At 48.2% G+C, this 18790-nt stretch carries 13 protein-coding genes and 2 pseudogenes; 12 read left to right on the top strand and 3 right to left on the bottom strand.

The genetic code is table 11. The features are described 5' to 3' along the window. Window positions 1-41: 41 nt before the first annotated feature. The gene (locus Q0393_RS09135; protein WP_298979660.1) at window positions 42-671 is read right to left on the bottom strand and encodes a hypothetical protein; all 630 of its coding nucleotides are present in this window, start codon (window positions 669-671) and stop codon (window positions 42-44) included. 13 nt (window positions 672-684) lie between these two features. Continuing rightward, window positions 685-1188: a PepSY domain-containing protein gene (locus Q0393_RS09130; RefSeq protein ID WP_298979658.1), complete on the bottom strand. Its 504-nt coding sequence runs from the start codon at window positions 1186-1188 to the stop codon at window positions 685-687. A 207-nt stretch (window positions 1189-1395) separates the two neighbouring features. Between Q0393_RS09130 and Q0393_RS09125 the strand changes: the two genes are divergently transcribed. Further along, window positions 1396-3012: a phosphoethanolamine transferase gene (locus Q0393_RS09125; protein ID WP_298979656.1), complete on the top strand. Its 1617-nt coding sequence runs from the start codon at window positions 1396-1398 to the stop codon at window positions 3010-3012. Window positions 3013-3216: 204 nt separating this feature from the next. Here the strand turns inward: Q0393_RS09125 and Q0393_RS09120 are convergent, their stop codons facing one another. Then, complete coding sequence (locus Q0393_RS09120; RefSeq protein ID WP_298979654.1) at window positions 3217-4107, bottom strand: LysR family transcriptional regulator; 891 nt, start codon at window positions 4105-4107, stop codon at window positions 3217-3219. A 156-nt stretch (window positions 4108-4263) separates the two neighbouring features. Between Q0393_RS09120 and sdhA the strand changes: the two genes are divergently transcribed. From sdhA to Q0393_RS10785, 11 genes and pseudogenes are all read left to right on the top strand, one after another. Beyond that, window positions 4264-6144, top strand: a complete 1881-nt coding sequence (gene sdhA / locus Q0393_RS09115; protein WP_298979653.1) for an 8-methylmenaquinol:fumarate reductase flavoprotein subunit — start codon at window positions 4264-4266, stop codon at window positions 6142-6144. Further along, window positions 6141-7115: an 8-methylmenaquinol:fumarate reductase iron-sulfur subunit gene (gene sdhB, locus Q0393_RS09110; RefSeq protein WP_298979651.1), complete on the top strand. Its 975-nt coding sequence runs from the start codon at window positions 6141-6143 to the stop codon at window positions 7113-7115. The genes sdhA and sdhB overlap by 4 nt, the downstream gene beginning before the upstream one ends. A 10-nt stretch (window positions 7116-7125) precedes the next feature. Beyond that, complete coding sequence (gene sdhE, locus Q0393_RS09105; protein WP_298979649.1) at window positions 7126-7983, top strand: 8-methylmenaquinol:fumarate reductase membrane anchor subunit; 858 nt, start codon at window positions 7126-7128, stop codon at window positions 7981-7983. Between the two features lie 404 nt (window positions 7984-8387). Continuing rightward, window positions 8388-9533: a hydrogenase small subunit gene (locus tag Q0393_RS09100; protein WP_298979648.1), complete on the top strand. Its 1146-nt coding sequence runs from the start codon at window positions 8388-8390 to the stop codon at window positions 9531-9533. 2 nt (window positions 9534-9535) lie between these two features. Further along, window positions 9536-11257 (top strand): nickel-dependent hydrogenase large subunit, encoded by a 1722-nt coding sequence (locus tag Q0393_RS09095; protein ID WP_298979646.1) that lies wholly within the window; start codon window positions 9536-9538, stop codon window positions 11255-11257. Between the two features lie 3 nt (window positions 11258-11260). Further along, on the top strand, window positions 11261-11935 hold the full coding sequence (cybH, locus tag Q0393_RS09090; RefSeq protein WP_291937195.1) for a Ni/Fe-hydrogenase, b-type cytochrome subunit: 675 nt from the start codon (window positions 11261-11263) through the stop codon (window positions 11933-11935). After that, a pseudogene (locus Q0393_RS09085) lies at window positions 11932-12027 on the top strand (hydrogenase expression/formation protein); the annotation flags it as partial. The gene cybH and the pseudogene Q0393_RS09085, both read left to right, overlap by 4 nt. 369 nt (window positions 12028-12396) lie before the next feature. Then, a pseudogene (locus Q0393_RS10790) lies at window positions 12397-12837 on the top strand (hydrogenase maturation protease); the annotation flags it as partial. Further along, on the top strand, window positions 12821-14458 hold the full coding sequence (locus tag Q0393_RS09075) for a hypothetical protein (RefSeq protein WP_298979643.1): 1638 nt from the start codon (window positions 12821-12823) through the stop codon (window positions 14456-14458). The pseudogene Q0393_RS10790 and the gene Q0393_RS09075, both read left to right, overlap by 17 nt. A gap of 11 nt (window positions 14459-14469) precedes the next feature. Further along, window positions 14470-14727, top strand: coding sequence for a hypothetical protein (locus Q0393_RS09070; RefSeq protein WP_298979641.1), 258 nt, complete (start codon window positions 14470-14472; stop codon window positions 14725-14727). Window positions 14728-14744: 17 nt separating this feature from the next. Further along, window positions 14745-18790, top strand: a 4046-nt coding sequence (locus Q0393_RS10785; protein WP_367179183.1) for a Sua5/YciO/YrdC/YwlC family protein, incomplete at its 3' end; no start/stop codon positions are given.

Here is an 18790-nt window from a genome sequence, read left to right as displayed (position 1 = left end):
GCTTTATGCACCACTAAATTTCAGTAGCGTTGGGAGCTGCGCTAATTCGCAGGCGCCTTTTGCCTAGCTCTAATCTCGCTTGCCTTTTTATCCGCTACGCTTCCTAACCGCCCTAAAAAATTTAGTGCGCCTGCTGCGATATTTAGCGCAAAAAGCCCAAATCCTACGCAGCCAAGCTTGAAATTTTGCTTAGCGATTTCGCGTTTGCAGTGGCTGCAAAGCACTGGCTTGCAAGAATTACAAACCTCCGCGCAGCTTGCTGCGCTGGCAGAATCTCGCGCGCTTGCGAAATTACTTGTATCAGAAAAATTTTGTGTATCGGCGAAATTTTGCTCGCTAGTGAAATTTCGTACACTTGATAAGTCTTGCGTCTGCAAAGAATTCCGCTCGTCCTTATAATCTTTCGCATCCGCAGAAATTTTTTGATTTTCGCAACATTCCATGCTAGAAAAATCTTTAGAATTTTGCTCGCAGGGCGCGAGATTCCGCTCGCTTGTTTCGCTTGCTAAATTTGCCGAAAAATCCTGCGCATTTTCATCTAAATTTTTAGCTGCGTCTGCATTTTGGGCGCCATAGTCAGCGTTTTCGTTTATGCTAAAATCCCTAGCGTCCAAAGCCTCACTAGTTTGGGCGAAGTTATCTGCTCCACCCTTTAAGCTTTGATTTTTCATCTCACGCCTTTGCTTATTTTTGACGCTGCAAGATCTGCTCGCCCGTAGCGGCGTCGATTAGCACCTCTTTTTTGCTCATGCCTTGGCGCAGTTTGACTTCGTATGCAGGCTTACCGCCGTTACTTTCTAAATCAACCTCGCGAAAATCCCAGCCGACGTTTGCGCTAAGTGCTTTGGCGCGAGCGTCTGCGGCACTGATTTTGACCTGCGAATAATCAATTTTACTAGGCTTTAGCTTCTTTTGCGTTTGAGTCTTTAAAATTTCGCCGCTTTGAGCGTCGATTTTGATCTCGTTTTCGCTACCTTCTTTATACGACTCTATCTCATAGACGAGCCTTCCGTGCTCATCGTCGATTTCTACACTTTTTATAGTCGCGTCACCAAAGTTTTGCTGTGCGATCCCTATCGCTTGATCGAATGAAACTTTAGCATCTTTTTCGCTAAAGTTTCCTGCGTTTAATGCGCCTACAAGGGCGAATGTAGCGGCGAGCGCGCCTAAAGCTTTAAGATTTTTCATCTTTAATCCTTTTAATTTTATTTCCAAATTTTATTTTGGATGGCGCAATTTTAAAATTCCAAGATGAAGCTAAGATGAATACGCGCAGAATTTTAAAATTTCACAAAAATTTTGCTGCGATTTGTGAGATACGAAGCGCGGAATTTCCGAGCATTTACCAAAACGCCGTAAAATTTCAACTTGAAATTTTATCTCAAGGAACGCTTCGTGCCTAGCTTTTTTAAAAATCCGTCGCAGCAGAAGCTTATTTTTCTAAGCTCGCTTGCTTTTGTGGCATTTTTTAACTTCTCGTTTTTTAAAAATATCATAAACGCCTACGGAATCTCGGGACTAAATTTTATCTATCTTGTCTGCGACGCGGTGGCTTTGATTGCTTTTTTGACGCTATTTTTTACAATTTTTAGCTCGCGTTATACGACCAAGCCGATTTTGATGATCTGCTTTTTTATTTCGTCGTTTACGGCGTATTTCATGGATAGCTATAACGTCGTAATCGATTCGGAGATGATCCGTAACGCAGCCCAGACGAACTTTGCCGAGTCAGCGGATCTTTTTAGCCCAAGACTAGCGATTTACGTGCTGGTGCTGGGCGTCTTACCCTGCGTGCTGATTGCTCGCGCGCGCGTTAGCTATCGTCCGCTTAAATTTGAAATTTTAGCTAAGCTCAAAACAGCGGGCATTTGCATAATAATCATCGCGGCGCTGCTTTTTGGATTTAGCAAATACTACGCGTCATTTTTCAGAGAGCATAAAATTTTACGCAGCTACGCAAATCCCGGATATTGGATCTACAGCGGCGTTAAATTTGTCGCAAAATCCAAAAAGCAAGGCTCGCAGCCTCTGATGCAAATCGCTACGGACGCGCATATCGATGAAAATTCCACAAGCTCAAAAAAGCTCGTCGTCGTAGTCGTGGGCGAAGCGGCGAGAGCGGATAGATTTTCGCTAAACGGCTACGAGCGAGATACTAATCCGCTACTAGCCAAAGAGCAGGGCGTCGTAAGCCTAAGCAATACCCATTCTTGCGGCACTTCGACGGCGCAAAGCGTGCCGTGCATGTTTTCGCTGCTAAATCGCGAGGAATTTAGCGTCGAAAAGGCTGCGGAGGAGCAAAACGTATTAGACATACTAAACTGCGCTGATGATATGGCAATTTTGTGGCGCGATAACAATTCCGATTCCAAAGGTGTGGCGCTGCGCGTAAAATATCAGGATTTTAAAATTCCGCAAAATAATCCGATCTGCGACGTAGAGTGCAGGGACGAGGGGATGCTTGCGGGGCTTGATAAATTTGTCGCCGAAAACGCGGGCAAAGACGTATTAATCGTGCTGCATCAGATGGGCAATCACGGGCCTGCGTATTTCAAGCGCTATAAGAAAGAATTTGAAAAATTTAGCCCCGTTTGCCGCGATAACGAGCTTGAGAACTGCTCGCAGCAAGAAATTTCAAATGCCTACGATAACGCGATTTTATACACGGATTATTTTTTAAGCAAGGTTATAGATTTTTTAAAACCGTATTCTAAGACGCGCGAAACGGCGATAATCTATATGAGCGATCACGGCGAGAGTCTCGGCGAGGGCGGCGTTTATCTGCACGGCATGCCCTATCTTTTCGCTCCCGAGGCGCAAAAGCATATCGGTGCGATCGTTTGGCTAGGTGAGGGAAAAATGCGCGAAAGATATGATCTAAGCGCGCTTAAATCACATAAGGATAATGCTTTTTCGCACGATAATCTTTTTCACACGCTGCTTGGAATTTTTGAAGTAGATACCAAGGTGTATAACAAGGATTTGGATATTTTAAATGGAGTGAAAAATTAGAATTTCGCACTAAATTCCGTCGTAAATTGTGAGTGAAATTTTAGCAATAAAAAATTTTATTGGCAAAATTCTAATTTAAGCTTAGTTTAAAATTTTACCTAAGCTCGGGCGAAATCTACTCTAAAAATTTTTATGCAAAAGCCAACAAAGAGGCAAAGTGCTGCAAAAGCTCAATCTCTCATTTATCGTTGCGAGCTATGAATTTTAAATTTCATTAGAAATTTTACGTGCAGTTTTGATAAATGCCTGCGCTAGATGGTTTAGACGTTTGCCTTTTTTGTAGGCAATTATCAGCGTATTATCGAGCTCACGCGCGCCTACATCAAAGAGCTTTATCCTGCTCGCCTTATCCTCTTTTATCATCTGCGGTATGCTAAAGCACACTCCTGCGCCGCTTGCGACGATAGCATTGGCGATATCAAAGGTCTCCGTGCGGCACAGCACTTTCGGCGCAAATCCCGCAGCAGCAAAAAATGCATCTATCTGCTCGGCGCTTCTTAGGCTTTGATTAGGCAGGATGAATCTTTCCTCTTTTAAGCGCGAAATGTCAATTTTGGGAACAGATTCGTTTTTAAACTCAAGCGAGAGCAGATGGGTGGAGCTTAGAGCGACATAGGTTTTTTGCGTTAGAATTTTAACCCCGTCAAGCCCGCTCATATCGATGGGCAGTATCAGCATACCGACATCAAGATCACCTTGAAGTAGCATTTCACGAATGCTAAGCGCAGAAGAAAACTGCGTGATTTGTAGATCCGAATCCTTAAATTTTTTGCAAAACATCGGCAGTAGCGACGGCAGTAGATTATAGCCGTTTTGCGAAAAACCGATGCGAATTTTATCATTTTTTACGCCGCTTATTTCAGAGATATCGTTTTTTAGGTCGTTTATGGCATCAAAAATGACTTTGGCTTTACTAGCATAAATTTTTCCCGCGCGCGTAAGCGAAATAGGATTACTCGTGCGGTTAAAAAGCTGCGCTCCAAGCTCACGTTCCAGTGATAAAATGCTCTGTGATAGCGACGGTTGCGGGATTTTAAGTGCCTCGGCAGCCTTAGTAAAGCTACGGAATTCTGCTACTTTTAATACTAGCTCCATGCGATGCAAATTCATTTAGCCTCTCCAATTGATAATTTAATTCTTATGAAATGATACACTAAATAATATTTGACTTATGTTAAAAATGAAACTAAAATTACGCTTTTAGTTTAGAACTTTAAACTTAAGCTAAGAATTTCTCAAATGGAGAGGAAAATGAGCGAATCAAATTTCAACAGACGCGATTTCTTAAAATCCGCCTGTATCAGCGTCGGCGCACTTAGCCTTAGTGGCTGCGTGGATACCGACAAAAGTAAAAGCGCAGACGGCGGCAACGAAGGCGGCCTTCCTAGTGTGGATGTGCTCGTTATAGGCTCTGGAGGCGCGGGTTTGCGTGCAGCCGTAGCGGTAAGAAAGAGTAATCCAAATCTCAGCGTCGTAGTAGCTACGAAGATGATGCCTTCGCGCAACGCCACCTGTATGGCGGAAGGCGGTATCAACGGCGTTACGAGCTTCAGTGGCGGCGATTCGTATAAACTCCACGCCTACGACACCGTAAAGGGCGGCGCATATCTCGTAGATCAGGACGCCGCGATTAAATTTTGCGAGCTTGCGGGCCCTACGATTGCCGAGATGGATTACATCGGCACGCTGTTTTCCAGAAACGCTAGCGGCGGCGTGGATGGCAAAGAAAGCGGCGTCCCAGGCGGCGTAGCGCAGCGCTTTATGGGCGGCGCGTCTAAAAAACGATGCAACTACTCCGCCGATAAGACGGGCCATATCTTGATGCACGCCTGTTTTGACGATGCGGTCAGCAACGGCGTGAAATTTTTAATCGATCACGAGCTTCTTGAGATCAGCGCACCTGACGGCAGATGCGAGGGCGTCGTGCTTAGAAATATCCAAACCGGCGATTTTTATCCAGTGCTTTGCAAAGCCTTGGTAATCGCAACGGGCGGATATACGAGGATGTTTTACAACCGCACCTCGGTGCCTTATATCGCTACCGGCGACGGTATCGCAGCAGCACTGCGCGCGGGTCTTGGATTTAGCGATCCGGAGATGGTGCAGTTTCATCCGACCGGTATCAAAAGCGGCGGCGCGCTCATTACCGAAGCTGCGCGCGGCGAGGGCGGATATCTGCTCAATAACAAAGGCGAGCGCTTTATGAAAAACTACCACGAAAAGATGGAGCTTGCGCCGCGCGATGTCGTAGCTCGCGCGATCGAAACCGAGATTCGCGAGGGTAGGGGATACGGTGAGGGGCTAGGCGCATACGTGCTACTTGACGTAAGACACCTCGGAAAAGATAAAATTTTAAAAGCCCTTCCTAAGATCAGACACACCGCCATTTTGTTTGAGGGTATCGATCTTATCGAACAGCCGATTCCGATTCGTCCTACCGCACACTACTCGATGGGCGGCATCGAAGTGTCTAAATTTGACGATATGAGCACTAAAATTTCGGGACTTTACACCGCGGGCGAAGCGTCTTGTATCTCGATTCACGGCGCAAACCGCTTGGGCGGAAATTCTTTAACCGACGCAGTCGTAACGGGCAAGCTCGCAGGGCTCGGCGCAGCGGATTATGCCGCGAAGCAGGAGGGATTCGGCTCGGGTAAAAGAGCGAGCGAGCTAGCGCAAAAATGGCAGGCTAAATTTAAGCAGATCGCAAACGGCTCGGGCAAGGCAAACGAGATGTATGAGTTGCGCGAAGAGCTAGGCGCGCAGCTTTGGGACAATATGGGTATCTTTAGAACCGGCGAAAAGCTCGATCTGCTTTCGCAAAATTTAGAGGGTATCAGAGCGCGCTACGACGAGCTACGCGTCGCGGATGTAAATCCTGTTATGAATACCGCATTTACCGACTACATCGAGCTTGGAAATTTGATTCTGCTTGCGCGTTGTGCGTGTTTGGCTGCACAAAAGAGGCTTGAAAGCCGCGGCGCGCATACCAGAGAGGATTATCCGAAGCGCGACGATAAAAATTTCTTAAAGCACAGTATCGTGACGATGAACGACGCGGGCGAGCTAAGCTTGGGCTACAAAGAGGTCGTCGTTACGGAATTCTCTCTTGACGGAAGGAAACCTCAATGAAATTTATCATAGACCGCTTCGACGGAAGCAAAAATTATAAGCAAGCCTACGAATTAAGTTTGGAGCAGATCAAAGGAAAGACCCTGCTTGGAGTTTTGCAGTTTATAAAGCAAAATTTAGACATCACTTTAAATTTTACCGCAGCGTGTCGTATGGCGATATGCGGAGCCTGTGCCGTAAGGGTAAACGGACACTCATATCTTGCCTGCGATACCAAGATGGAGGCTTTGCTTGCGGAATATGAAAATCCCGATAGCTTTACGATCTCTCCTTTAAATAATTTTCGAGTAATCTCGGATCTAGTAGTGGATTGGGAGCCTAGTATCGAAAATTTAAGAAAGATTAAACCTACTATTACTCCTAAGAAAGAATTTAGCGCCGAGAAGGGCTGTAAGCAAAGCCCTGAGCAGATGGAGCGAATTAAAAAGCAGTGGGATTGTATTCTTTGCGGATGTTGCGCTAGCGAATGCAATAAGCTAGAAGCGGATGCGAGCGATTATATGCAGCCCTTTGTTTTCACGCACGCTAACCGCGCCGCGTTTGATTCAAGAAGCAAGGACGCTATGCCTCATCTAAAGCCTGCGGTTCTAAACGGATTATGGCTATGCGTACACTGCCAAGAGTGCGCCGATCGCTGCCCTAAAGGCATAAGCGCTCAAAGCGATATTACCGCACTTCGCGCCTTAGCGATGAAAAAAGGACTTACCGCAGGAAGTGGTCCAGCTCACGCAGAGGCGTTCCTGCTAGATATCGTAGAGGGAAGCGGAAGGCTAAACGAGATCAAGCTTGCTCTAAGAAGCGAAGGCGTATTTGCCAATATGGGCAAGATGGACGTAGCGGCAAATTTAATGGCTGCGGGTAAGATGAATCCTTTGCACGTATTCGGAGGCGAGGAGATCGAGGGTCATGCAGGGCTCGTTAAGATGATAGAGGCCGCACGCAAAGCTCAAGCTAGCGGCGAGATAGAATAAGGAGGAGAGGATGAATAACGAATTTGCATTTTTCCCGGGTTGCGTTTTAAGTCAAGCCGCAAAGGAATCTAAAATTTCACTTGAAGCGATCGCTCCGGTGCTGGGTATTAAACTTCACGAGATAAAAGGCTGGAGCTGCTGTGGGGCTAGTCAAGCTCAATGCGTCGATCCCATGGCAAGCCTAGTAGCCAATGCCAGAAACATCGCGCTAGCCGAGGGTATGAATATGCCTCTGCTAACTACCTGCTCTACCTGTATGCTAACTCTAACCAAGGCTAAACTTACTTTAGATAAGGGTACTAAAAGCTATATCAATACCTTTTTAAAAGAGGGCGGTATGCAGTATCAGGGAAGCACCGAGATAACGAGCTTGCTTTGGGTGCTATATCAGAATTTAGACACGCTAAAAGCCAAGGTTGTTAGACCGCTTTCAAATTTAAAAGTAGCGCTATTTTACGGCTGCCACTCATTAAGACCGGAGCGCGAGCTTAAAAAAGAAAGCTCAACCAATCCGAAAAGCTTTGAAGCGGTAGTTGGCGCACTTGACGCTCAGATAGTGCCTTTTGAAAAACGCCTTGATTGCTGCGGCTTTCACGCTAGCTATCCTGCGGTAAAATCAGTATCTAAAATGTCAAGCGAGATCGTAAATGACGCTGCCGAGCATGGAGCGGACGTCGTAGTTACTCCTTGTCCGCTATGTCAGATGCAGCTTGATATCTATCAGGAGCGATACCAAGAAGCGATGAACTCCAAGGCAAGAAAGCCGATCATCCACCTATCCCAGCTTGTGGGGCTTGCACTTGGGCTAAGCAACGAGCAGCTTGGACTAAACATCAATATCCAAGATGCAACGAGATTGGTAAGCTGATCTTTGGAAATTTTCTAAAGATTTAACGGGTGATTTTGCAAAAATACTTCGCTGCGGCACACAAACAGTGCGCCTGCTAGTATCGCACAAAATCATCCAACCTACGCCTGCTTTATCCTAAAATATTTTTCGCTACTATAAAATTCTTGATAAAATTTCAGCGTCTCGTAAATTTTAACGCTTCATAAAATTTAATGCTTCATAAAAATTTAATGCTTTCTCCGCTGTAATTTAACGTTTCGCCCGCCGAGCAAATTTTAATCCGCCTTTTATTTTTAAATTTAAAACCTACTAGACGATGAATAAATATAAAATTTTAATTAAATCTAACGAAATTTAAGGTGCATAAATTCTAAATTTTGATAGAATGCTTTCCAAAATATCCTAAAATTCAGGAGGAAGATATGGTTGATTTGGCTCAAATTTCGGCTAGACTTGATGCCGTTGAGCGTTTGCCGCGAATAAAAGCGAAGGAAAGCATACAAGAAAGGCTTAAGAGCAAGGGTTTTTCGCGCCGCGATTTTATGAAATGGAGCGGAGCGATGACCGCGATGCTAGGGCTTCCAGCCGCATTTGCGCCGAGCGTGGCGCGAGCTGCGGAGCTTGCGGATCGCTTGCCGGTGATCTGGCTTCATATGGCGGAGTGCACGGGCTGTAGCGAGAGCTTACTTCGCACCGATACGCCTACGATCGACAGCCTTATATTTGATTACATCAGCCTCGAATACCACGAAACGATAATGGCTGCCGCAGGCTGGCAAGCCGAGGAAAATTTAGAGGGCGCGATCGAAAAATACAAGGGGCGCTATATCTTGATGGTAGAGGGTGGAATTCCAAGCGGCGAGAATGAATTTTTCCTAACCGTGGGTCCTGAGGGCAAGAGCGGAGCTCAGCACTGCAAGCACGCTGCCGAAGGCGCTGCGGCAATATTTGCGATCGGCACCTGTTCGAGCTTCGGCGGTATCCAAGCCGCGGCTCCGAATCCGACCGGCGCCGTAGGTTTGGACAAAATCATAAACAAACCCGTCATCAACATCCCGGGCTGTCCGCCTAGCGAAAAAAATATCGTCGGCAATGTGCTAAATTTCATCCTTTTCGGCACGCTTCCAAGCCTTGACGTTTACAACCGACCGAAATGGGCTTACGGGCTGCGCATCCACGATCTATGCGAGCGTCGCGGGCATTTCGACGCGGGCGAGTTTGTAGAAAGCTTCGGCGATGCGGGCGCAAAGGACGGATATTGCCTTTATAAAGTAGGCTGCAAGGGCCCTTATACGTTTAATAACTGCTCGCGCGAGCGCTTCAACTCCCACACTAGCTGGCCGGTACAGGCTGGTCACGGCTGCATAGGCTGCTCGGAGCCTGATTTCTGGGATCATATGGGACCTTTTGAGGAGCCTTTGGCGGATCGCCTTTATGAAAGTGTTTTCGGCGGGCTCGGCGCTGATGCTACCGCAGATAAGATAGGTGTCGGAATTTTAGCAATCACGGGTGTTGCGGTAGCGGCACACGCAGCGATTGCGTCATTTAAGAAAGATAAAGGGGAATAATCATGTCGCAAAGAATCGTAATAGATCCGATAACCAGAATAGAGGGACATTTAAGAATAGAGGTCGTAGTGGATGATGAAAACGTCGTCCGCGAGGCTTATAGTAGCTCGACGCTATGGCGCGGGCTTGAGACTATAGTAAAAAACAGAGATCCGCGCGACGCGGGATTTTTTATGCAAAGAATTTGCGGCGTCTGCACCTTCTCGCATTACAAAGCGGGTATCGTCGCGGTAGAAAACGCCCTCGGTATCACTCCGCCGTTAAATGCCTTGCTGACGCGCACGCTGATGGCTAACGCGCTATTTTTGCACGATCATCCGGTGCATTTTTATCAACTCCACGGGCTTGATTTCGTAGATGTAGTAAGCGCTCTTAGCGCCGATCCTAAAAAGGCGAGTGAGGAGGCGTTTAAATACTGCGATACCCCTTATGCGTGCGGTGCGGATAAACTAAAAGAGGTGCAAGATCGCGTGGGTGCTTTTGTTAAGAAAGGCGCTTTGGGGCCTTTTGCCAACGCCTACTTCGGCCACCCAACATATAAGCTTAGCCCGGAGCAAAATTTAATCGCTCTTTCGCACTATCTTGAGTGTTTGCGCATTCAGCGCACGGCGGCTCAGATGATGGCGATATTCGGTGCGAAACAGCCTCATCCGCAAAGCCTCACCGTAGGCGGCGTAACCTGCGTAATGGATATCCTAAGCCCTGCAAGACTGGGCGAATATATGTCTAAATTTAAAGAGGTCGCGGACTTCGTAAATCGCGCCTACTATCCTGATCTCGTAATGGCTGCGAAGGCTTACGGTAACGAGCCTAGCGTGCTAAACGATATCGGCGTGGCAAATTTATGGACTCACCAAGAATTTCAGCTTTCAAAGAACGAATGGCTATTTCAAAGCGGCATGATCCTTGACGGCGATATTAGCAAGGTTTTGGAGCTCGATGAGAACAAGATCACCGAGGAGGCAACGCATGCGTGGTATAAAAACGATGCGGCGCTTCATCCTTACGACGGCGAGCAAGAGCCGAATTATACGGGCCTTAAGGACGGACAGAGTATCGACGCGCACGGCAAAGAAGCACATACAAAGGTGCTCGATACCCAGGGCAAATACACCTGGATCAAAGCTCCGCGCTACGACGGCAAGCCGCTTCAAGTAGGACCGCTTGCAAATATCGTGGTAAATTACGCAAAGAAAAACGAGCGCGTAGTAAAGGTCGTGGATCAATTCCTAAAAGACGCCGGCTTGCCGCTTGAGGCGGTATTTTCGACGCTTGGACGAACGGCGTGCCGTATGATTGAGGCTAAAGTCGTAGCCGACAACGGACTGATTGCGCTAGAAAATTTGATCGCAAACATCAAAAGCGGCGATACCGAAACCTGCGCAAAATATGTAATCGATAACTCAAAAGAGTACAAAGGTCGCTATATCGGCCACGTGCCGCGCGGCGCGCTTAGCCACTGGTGCAGGATCGAAAAGGGCGTCATCAAAAACTGGCAGGCGGTCGTACCTTCTACTTGGAACGCCACTCCGAAGGATAAAGACGGCGCTATGGGCGCTTACGAATCCTGCTTGATCGGGCTTAAACTTGCCGATCTTTCCAAGCCGCTAGAGATCATCCGCCGCATCCACTCTTACGATCCTTGCATCGCCTGCGCCGTGCACGTAATGGACGTCAAAGGAGCGGAGCTTGGCTGCTATAGGGTAGATCCCAGCAAAGGATAAATCATGAAAAAAAGATTTGCGGAATACGAGTTCTCAATCGGTCTTAGGCTCACACACTGGCTGCGCGCGCTTTGCATTACGCTTTTGGTGATCACCGGATATTACATCGCCTTTGTTTTCACCGCGCCCGAGGTAAATCCCGAGCCGGTGCTTTTCATGCAGGCTAAATTTAGATTCGTGCATCTGATCTTCGGCTTTGCGATGATCGGTGCGGCGATCTTTAAAACCTACCTTTTCTTCTTCGATAAAAAGAGCAGAAAAGAGCTTTTAAGCATCAAAGATTTTTTTAGCCCGCGCGTCTGGATCGCTCAGATCAAATACTATATCTTTTTGGGCGAGCACCCGCATCTTCGCGGCGTTTATAACCCGCTACAGTTCATCTCCTATCTGGGCTTTTATCTAGTGCTATTCGTAATCTGCCTAACCGGAATGATTCTATACGTTCACGTCTATCACGAGGGGTTGGGCGGCGCGCTATACGGGCTCTTACGCCCGCTGGAAGCTGCGATGGGCGGTCTAAGCGAAGTGCGAATGATACATCATCTTTGCATGAATATCATCATAATCTTCGTACCGATCCACGTCTATATGGCGGTCTTTAACGCCGTCAAGGGCAGAGACGGCGCGATGGATGCGATCGTAAGCGGCTATAAATTTAAAAAGGAAGAGCACGCTTGAGGGTGCTGGTACTGGGTATTGGCAATGTCATCTACGCGGACGAGGGCATAGGCGTGCACTTCGTCCGCGCGCTCGCGCAGAACTATAAATTTTATCCTAAAACCGCCGCACGAAATTCTAAGGCGGGCGAGAATTTAACGGCGCAGAATTTTATGCAAAATTCCGCCCAAGTATCTGCGATACAAAATTCTACCTCGCAAAATTCCATAGAGCGCGACCCCTCGCAAAATTCTGCGGATGAAAATTTTATCTCCGAGCAGAATGCCACAGTAGTAAATTCTCTCCGAAATTCCAAGACGGTAAATTTAGATCGAAATTTCGCCGCTCAAAATTCCGCCAAGCAGAATTCCGCTTCAAATTTTACTTCGCAGAATTCCGTCATAAATTCCGCAGCGCAAAGCTCTATCAATTCGGACTTCATCGCCGTAAATTCAGCCGCGCCGAGCAGTAGCGCGGATCAGATCCGATTTATCGACGGCGGGACTCTGGCTAGCTTTCTTATGCCTACGATAGCGGAATTTGATGAAATTTTGCTCGTAGATTGCATAGACGCGGACGGCGCAAAGGGCGGCGAGGTGTATTTTTTCGACTACGACGCGATGCCTAAGCAGATCAGCTGGAGCGGCTCGGCACACGAGGTCGAAATGCTTCAAACCCTGCAGATGATGGATCTTTGCGGCGATCTGCCTCACGTTAAAATTCTAGCGGTCGTGCCGCGGCGCATCGAGGAAGCGAGCTTTAAGCTAAGCTCCGCGATATTAAAATCTTCAAAAACTATGGAAAAAACGGCGCTGCAGTACCTATCGGATCTTGGCTTCGCGCATGAAAAAATCGCCGATCTTAGCGCCCAAGATATCGCGGATCGATTTGCAAAAAGGGGGCGAGATGATAGTAGCATATGAGTTTAACTACCTTAATGAAAACGCGCTAATAGCGCACTTCTTGCTGTTTTATGCTCGCAAAAGCGCACTTGAGTTTTGCCTAAAAAAAGAGGCGAGCTTAATAAGCCTTTTCGTGCGCGGCGGCGAGGATGAAATTTTAAAATTTAGCGACGAGGCGATGCCTCTGATTCCAAACTCCATATTTTTGGCAAAATCCTCCGTGCGCGTGGTGGACGAGGGCGGCGCCGAAGCGAAAACGCTGAAATTTAACGGCACGTTTGAAGATACCTCCTCGGGCGATATAAGTAAATTTTTAGAGGATGAAATTTCAAATGCCCATAGCGCGGCTAAATTTAATAATTTTACCCCGCGAGTGATGAAGGAATACCTCGCTCACGCCGAGCCGTCTCAAAACGAATTCGCAATAATAAGCGGCGCTAGCGTGCTTCATGACGGCAAATTTGAAGCGGTAAGCAGGGAGAATTTTGCCCGCTTACTAGAGTTTTGCCGCATAAACTTATTTCATGCTCAGCAGGTGCAGATTAAGCGCGGTGGCGCAACTTTCACGCTCAAGGCGGACGTGGATTTTAGCGCCGATTTTCTGATAGCTGCAGGAGTGGGCGCGCTGGATGGGATTTTTGTGAGCGACGAAAAGAGCAAAATCGCGCTCGCAGCCTTCGAAAAGCCGCTCATAAGCCTAAAAACCAATGCGATTTTTAGAAAAAACCACGAGGACGCGCCTAAATTTTTTGACGTAAAGCTTGCGGGTGACATATTCGTGTTTGCGCTGGGGCGCGCTTTGGCAAGTGACGGGATCTATTTTTTAAGCGCAAAATGCGAAAGCGCGGCGCAAAAAGATAAAATTTTTAAGGTCGCGCCGCTGCAAAACGGCTTTTTGATCGTGCAAAACGAGGATTTTTTAAGCGGCAGCGCGAGCTCTTATCTGAAAAACTCAAACGACAAAAACTCCGCTCTTTTTGCGCTTACGTGCCGCGAGAAGGGGCTTTTAGATGATCCTAAAAAACGGGTTTTGCGCTGCTTTTTGGGAGTGGGCGCGGACGACGAGATCGCAATTTATGGCGAAAGCTCTAAAAAAATTCTGCTTAAATTTAATCTGCCGCGCAGCTTCGACGAGCTTAAGGCGCAAATTTGCGCGGACGAAACGGGCGCGAAGTTGTTTGAAAATTTCAGCGCCAAATTTAGCGTAAACGCCGCAAAAATCGATGAAATTTTGAAAAGCGCAAACGCGGGATTTCACAGCATCTTTAGCGTCGCCGCGCAGCTTATCTGGGGGCGCGATGCGGCGTTTTTGATCGCGGCTGCGGAAGATTTTGCGGGCGGCAAAGGGGTGCGACTCGATTTTTGCACGGACGAGCGCGGCTGCGTGCAAGCGGATAAAATTTTGCGCTCAGCGATGAGCTATGCGCTCGCAGGCGCCAATGAAAAGCTGTTTGCGTTCGGATTTTTCGATAGTTTAGGCTATTTTTTAAGCGATCTGGCGGATGAGCGCAAAGAGGACTTTGACGTTTTGATCTTCGGCGGAGCGATGTTTAGCGGGCGCAAATTTGCGGATTTGATGCTTAGGCTTTGCAAAAATTTTGACGCGAGCTTTAGCGACAGCTTCGCGCTTCAAGCTCGCTAGATTGGGTGTATATGCGAATTTTCGGCAAAACTACTAAGTCTTATCCGCAAAACGGCGAGTTGCGCGGACATTGCGGCGCCGATAGCCGCGTCATACGGACTAAGCTTAGCGCAAACGAGACCTTGCGAAATTTCAAAAAAAGCGGCAAAGGGCGCGGGCGTGAAGGAACAAATTTTATTAAATTTAGAGCATATTTTGAGGCGCTCGGTACGTTTTGTCCGCTTGCAGCGAGCGCAACTTGCTTGCAAAACAGCTGCGGCGGCGCGTAATTTATGAAAGCACATACATGAAAGCGGCTAAATTTGAGGTTTTCGGAGCAGTGCAGGGGGTCGGGTTTCGCCCCTTCGTCTACAAACTCGCCGTGGATTTGGGGCTAAAAGGCGAGGTTTATAACGACGGCGAGGGCGTTAAAATCATCGTTTGCGCAGACCTTTCCGAGCCGCAAAAAGGCTCGATTGATAAAAATTCCGCCCCTTTAAATTTAGATGAGCCAAATTCTAACGAAATTCAAGCGCAGAAAGTATCGTCATCAGCTGCTCGGTCTTTAAATTCTGCCGAGTCGAATTCTAACGAGGCCGCGAACTCATCACTAAATTTTGCAAGTTCAAATTTAAACGAGAGTTTCTTTTCGCCGCAGAGTACGCCGAGCTTGCCGCATGATTTGACGGATGATTTGCAAACCGCAGCGAGCGAGAAATTTTTACCGAACTTATTCGAGACCGATCTAAACGAGCAGGGCTCCATTTTGCCAGCTTCGTCGGATCAAAATTTCGTCGTGCAAAATTCGTCGCAGCAGCGCGGTATGTCGCAGAATGAATCGTCGCAAGGCTTGCAAAATACTAAGCGCGACTTGCAAGATGCGAAGTGGGATTTGCAGGGCTTTAAACGCAATCCGCAAAGCGCCGAGCAAGATCCGCGCGAAGAAGAAATTTTAGAAATTTTCAAGCAGCGACTTCGCAGCGAAGCGCCGCCGCTTTGCCGAATCGATAGGATCATCCGCACCGATCTAAATACGCAATATTTTACGCAGAATTTTACTGATTTTAAGATCACGCAATCCAAGAAGGGGCGTAAATTTAACCCGATCCTGCCCGATTTTGCGATCTGCGATCAGTGCAAAAAGGAGTTTTACGACCCGCAAAATCCGCGCTTTCACTACCCTTTTATCAACTGCACGGATTGCGGCCCGCGCCTTAGCATCATCGCCGCACTGCCGTATGACCGCGCAAACACCACGATGAGGGCGTTTGAGATGTGCGAGTTCTGCCGTGGCGAATACACGGACCCGCTCACGCGCCGCTATCACGCCGAGCCGATCTCCTGCCCGCACTGCGGCCCGCAGCTGTTTTTATGCGGCGCGGACGGCGAAATTTTATCTAGCGGCGAGGATGCGATAGCGCGCACGGCGGAGCTTTTGCGGCACGGACAGATCGGCGCGATCAAAGGTATGGGCGGCTTTCACATCGTCTGCGATGCGACGAACGAGCGCGCAGTACGCATGCTGCGAACGCTCAAAAAACGCCCAAGCAAGCCTTTTGCGATCATGTGTCGCGACGCAGCGCAGGCAGGGCGCACAGCGAGCCTAAGCGCAGAAGAGGAGGCGCTGATAGATTGCAACGTCAAGCCGATCGTGATTTTAAAAAAGCGTGAATTTGTTTGGCGCACAGAGGCGGGCTTTGCGGCGGATTTCAGCGCGCAAAATTTAAAGGTGCAAGACCAAAATTCTATATCGCCGAAATTTGCTGGCGAGCTAGAGAATTCGGCGCAAGAGCAGGGTTTTGCACTACAAAATTTACGCAATTTGGCGGCGCAAAATTTTAGCACGCAAAATGTTGGAGTTTGCATGGAGCAGGGCAGGTTGCATAGTGCGCAAATTTTTAGCAAAACGGCGCGCCGCAGTTTCGCCTGCGACGCGGCTACAGGCGACTTGCGGAGCGCAGAAAACGAGCTAGGACGCGCATCGAATGGGTCTGGTTCGCAGTACGCGGCTAAAAATTTGAACTCGCTGCAAGCAGAAGGCGAGCTAAAGCTGCAGCAAGCAATTAACAAATTAAATTTACAGTCCGCGGCAGATAGCCAAGACTTGCAATGCACGGCGAATGGGCTTGATTCTCGGCTTGCGACGGACAAGTCTATTTCGCAAAATTCGGCGAATATTCAGGGTTTGCAACATGCTGAGTATAGAGTGGACTTGCAGCGTGCGGCGTGCGAGCCGAGTCCGCAACAGACGATAAATTTGCAAGGTTCATGCTCTGCGCAGGCGTGTGTGGCGGAGGCGCATGGCGCATGTTCCGCTAACAGGGGCAATTTCGTGCGTTTACCTGCGAGCTTTTCGGCGATTTTTAAGGCGGGTGCGATTTTTATCGCTCCAAGCGTGGCGCCGAACCTTAATAAAATCGGCATTTTCCTAGCCAACACCGGCGTGCATCTGCTGCTTTTTGAATACTTTGATCGCCCGATCGTCGCCACAAGCGCCAACATTAGCGGCGAGCCCATTATTGTTAGCAGCGAGGAGTTGCGCGCGAAGCTGGACAGCGTCATCTCGTTTTACCTGGATAACGACCGCGAAATTTTAACGCCGAGTGACGATAGTATCGCCTTTTTACCGCTATTTGAAGCGCGAACTTTGGCGCCTGATTCAAAAATGGCTTGCAATTCGAACACAATTTCCGAGTCGCTTCCGATCTGCACTCAGACGGAAAACTCTGCGCAAAATTCCATTCTAACGCAGAATTCCGCAACCATACAAACCCTTATCGCGCCGCAAAATTTTAAGGAAAATTTTGCAGATAGGCGAAATTTCGAGAACTCGCAAAGACCTTCCGATACGGATACAAGTTGCGACGTCGTAAATTTTACTTCCAAAACTGGCTGCGGCGGCACAAATTCGGCGCCTCAAAAAAACCAAAACGATGCAAATTCCGCCGCCGAAGCGAAACTTGTTTGCGGAACGAAATTCACCCGCGCCGCAGGTCTCGCAAATTTAAAAAACGTTGCAAATCCGACAAGCCTCGTAAATTTCGCAAATGCCGCAAAACCGGCAAGTACCAGTACCGCAAATCTGGCGAGCTACACAAATTTTTCCGCCGAAGCGGACGCTCTAAATCGCGCGCTATTTTTGCGAACATCTCGCGGAATGAATCCAAAAATTTTCCCTAGCAAATTCCGGCTAAAAGGCACTTTCCTGGCGCTCGGAGCGGAGCTTAAAAATCAGTTTGCAATCTACAAAGACGGGCAAATTTTCATCTCGCCCTACATCGGCGATCTTAAAAATGTCGCCACGAATGAGCGATTTTTCGCGCTTTTGGATATGTTTGTGCGCGCCTACGAGCTGAAATTCGACGCCGTCATCGCAGATCTGCACCCGCAGTTTTCGCACACGCGATTTTTCGAACAGCGCGGATACCCCGTGATCCGCTACCAGCACCATTTCGCGCATCTGGTGTCGAATCTGGCGCAAAATGAGCTGTTAGGCAGCGGCAAAAAATACCTAGGCTTTTGCTTCGACGGCACCGGCTACGGCACGGACGGCACGATCTGGGGTGGCGAGGTGATGATCTTTGATCCGCGCGGCTACCGTCGCATCGCAAAATTTGATGAGATCGCGCTTATCGGCGGCGAGAATGCGATCAAAAACATCTACAAGCTTGCGCTTGCGCTCATATTTAAATTTAATGCAAAGGACGCTGCGCGCGAGTTTTTGGCAAAATTTAGCGCGAGCGAGACGACAAATTTAGAAAAAATCGCACCGCGTGCCGTCCGCTCAAGCTCGCTAGGGCGGCTATTCGACGCATTTGCGGCGGTCATTTGCGACCTACGAGCCGTAAGTTTCGACGGCGAGGCGGGCATGCGGCTAGAAAACCTATACATCCAGGGCTGCGAGCAGAGCTATAAATTCGCGCTAAAAAAGGCGGGCGCGGCAAGCGAAGCGGGGATTTTTGACGAGATAAAAAGCTCTATCGACTCTGCGGTGCGCATGCCCGAGAAATTTGGCGCGGCGAAAAATCCTATCCGCAGTGCAGAACGCGAGGATAAAAGCGGCGTCTGCAGAGGAAATTCTATCGATGCCGCGGTGCGAATAGCGGAAAATTTTAGCGGCTCGATAAATCGCGATAGCCGCGCGACGAATTCTAATAGCGGTGAAAGATTTGCAGCCACGAACGCCGCGAACGTTTGCGGCTCGGCTAGCGACGCGGAAAATTCCGTATCAAATTCCGAGGTTGGCAATGTATGGCAAAATTTTGCCTATGCGCCCAATTTAGCAAGTGCTCGGGATTTAAATTTCACGAAAGAGATAAATTATGATTCATCAATGAGTGCGGCAAATTCCAT

The sequence above is a fragment of the uncultured Campylobacter sp. genome (genome assembly GCF_938015785.1).
Lineage (GTDB): Bacteria > Campylobacterota > Campylobacteria > Campylobacterales > Campylobacteraceae > Campylobacter_B.
Note: the sequence above shows the minus strand (reverse complement) of the source record. Positions and strands in the feature narration are given on the sequence as shown.

Excerpts from the sequence above, each read along its gene's own strand:
- Q0393_RS09130 (WP_298979658.1), bottom strand. The coding sequence starts at position 1,188 with ATGAAAAATCTTAAAGCTTTAGGCGCGCTCGCCGCTACATTCGCCCTT.
- Q0393_RS09100 (WP_298979648.1), top strand. The coding sequence starts at position 8,388 with ATGGTTGATTTGGCTCAAATTTCGGCTAGACTTGATGCCGTTGAGCGT.
- Q0393_RS09120 (WP_298979654.1), bottom strand. The coding sequence starts at position 4,107 with ATGGAGCTAGTATTAAAAGTAGCAGAATTCCGTAGCTTTACTAAGGCT.
- sdhB (WP_298979651.1), top strand. The coding sequence starts at position 6,141 with ATGAAATTTATCATAGACCGCTTCGACGGAAGCAAAAATTATAAGCAA.
- cybH (WP_291937195.1), top strand. The coding sequence starts at position 11,261 with ATGAAAAAAAGATTTGCGGAATACGAGTTCTCAATCGGTCTTAGGCTC.
- Q0393_RS09075 (WP_298979643.1), top strand. The coding sequence starts at position 12,821 with ATGATAGTAGCATATGAGTTTAACTACCTTAATGAAAACGCGCTAATA.
- Q0393_RS09095 (WP_298979646.1), top strand. The coding sequence starts at position 9,536 with ATGTCGCAAAGAATCGTAATAGATCCGATAACCAGAATAGAGGGACAT.
- Q0393_RS09135 (WP_298979660.1), bottom strand. The coding sequence starts at position 671 with ATGAAAAATCAAAGCTTAAAGGGTGGAGCAGATAACTTCGCCCAAACT.
- sdhA (WP_298979653.1), top strand. The coding sequence starts at position 4,264 with ATGAGCGAATCAAATTTCAACAGACGCGATTTCTTAAAATCCGCCTGT.
- Q0393_RS09070 (WP_298979641.1), top strand. The coding sequence starts at position 14,470 with ATGCGAATTTTCGGCAAAACTACTAAGTCTTATCCGCAAAACGGCGAG.
- sdhE (WP_298979649.1), top strand. The coding sequence starts at position 7,126 with ATGAATAACGAATTTGCATTTTTCCCGGGTTGCGTTTTAAGTCAAGCC.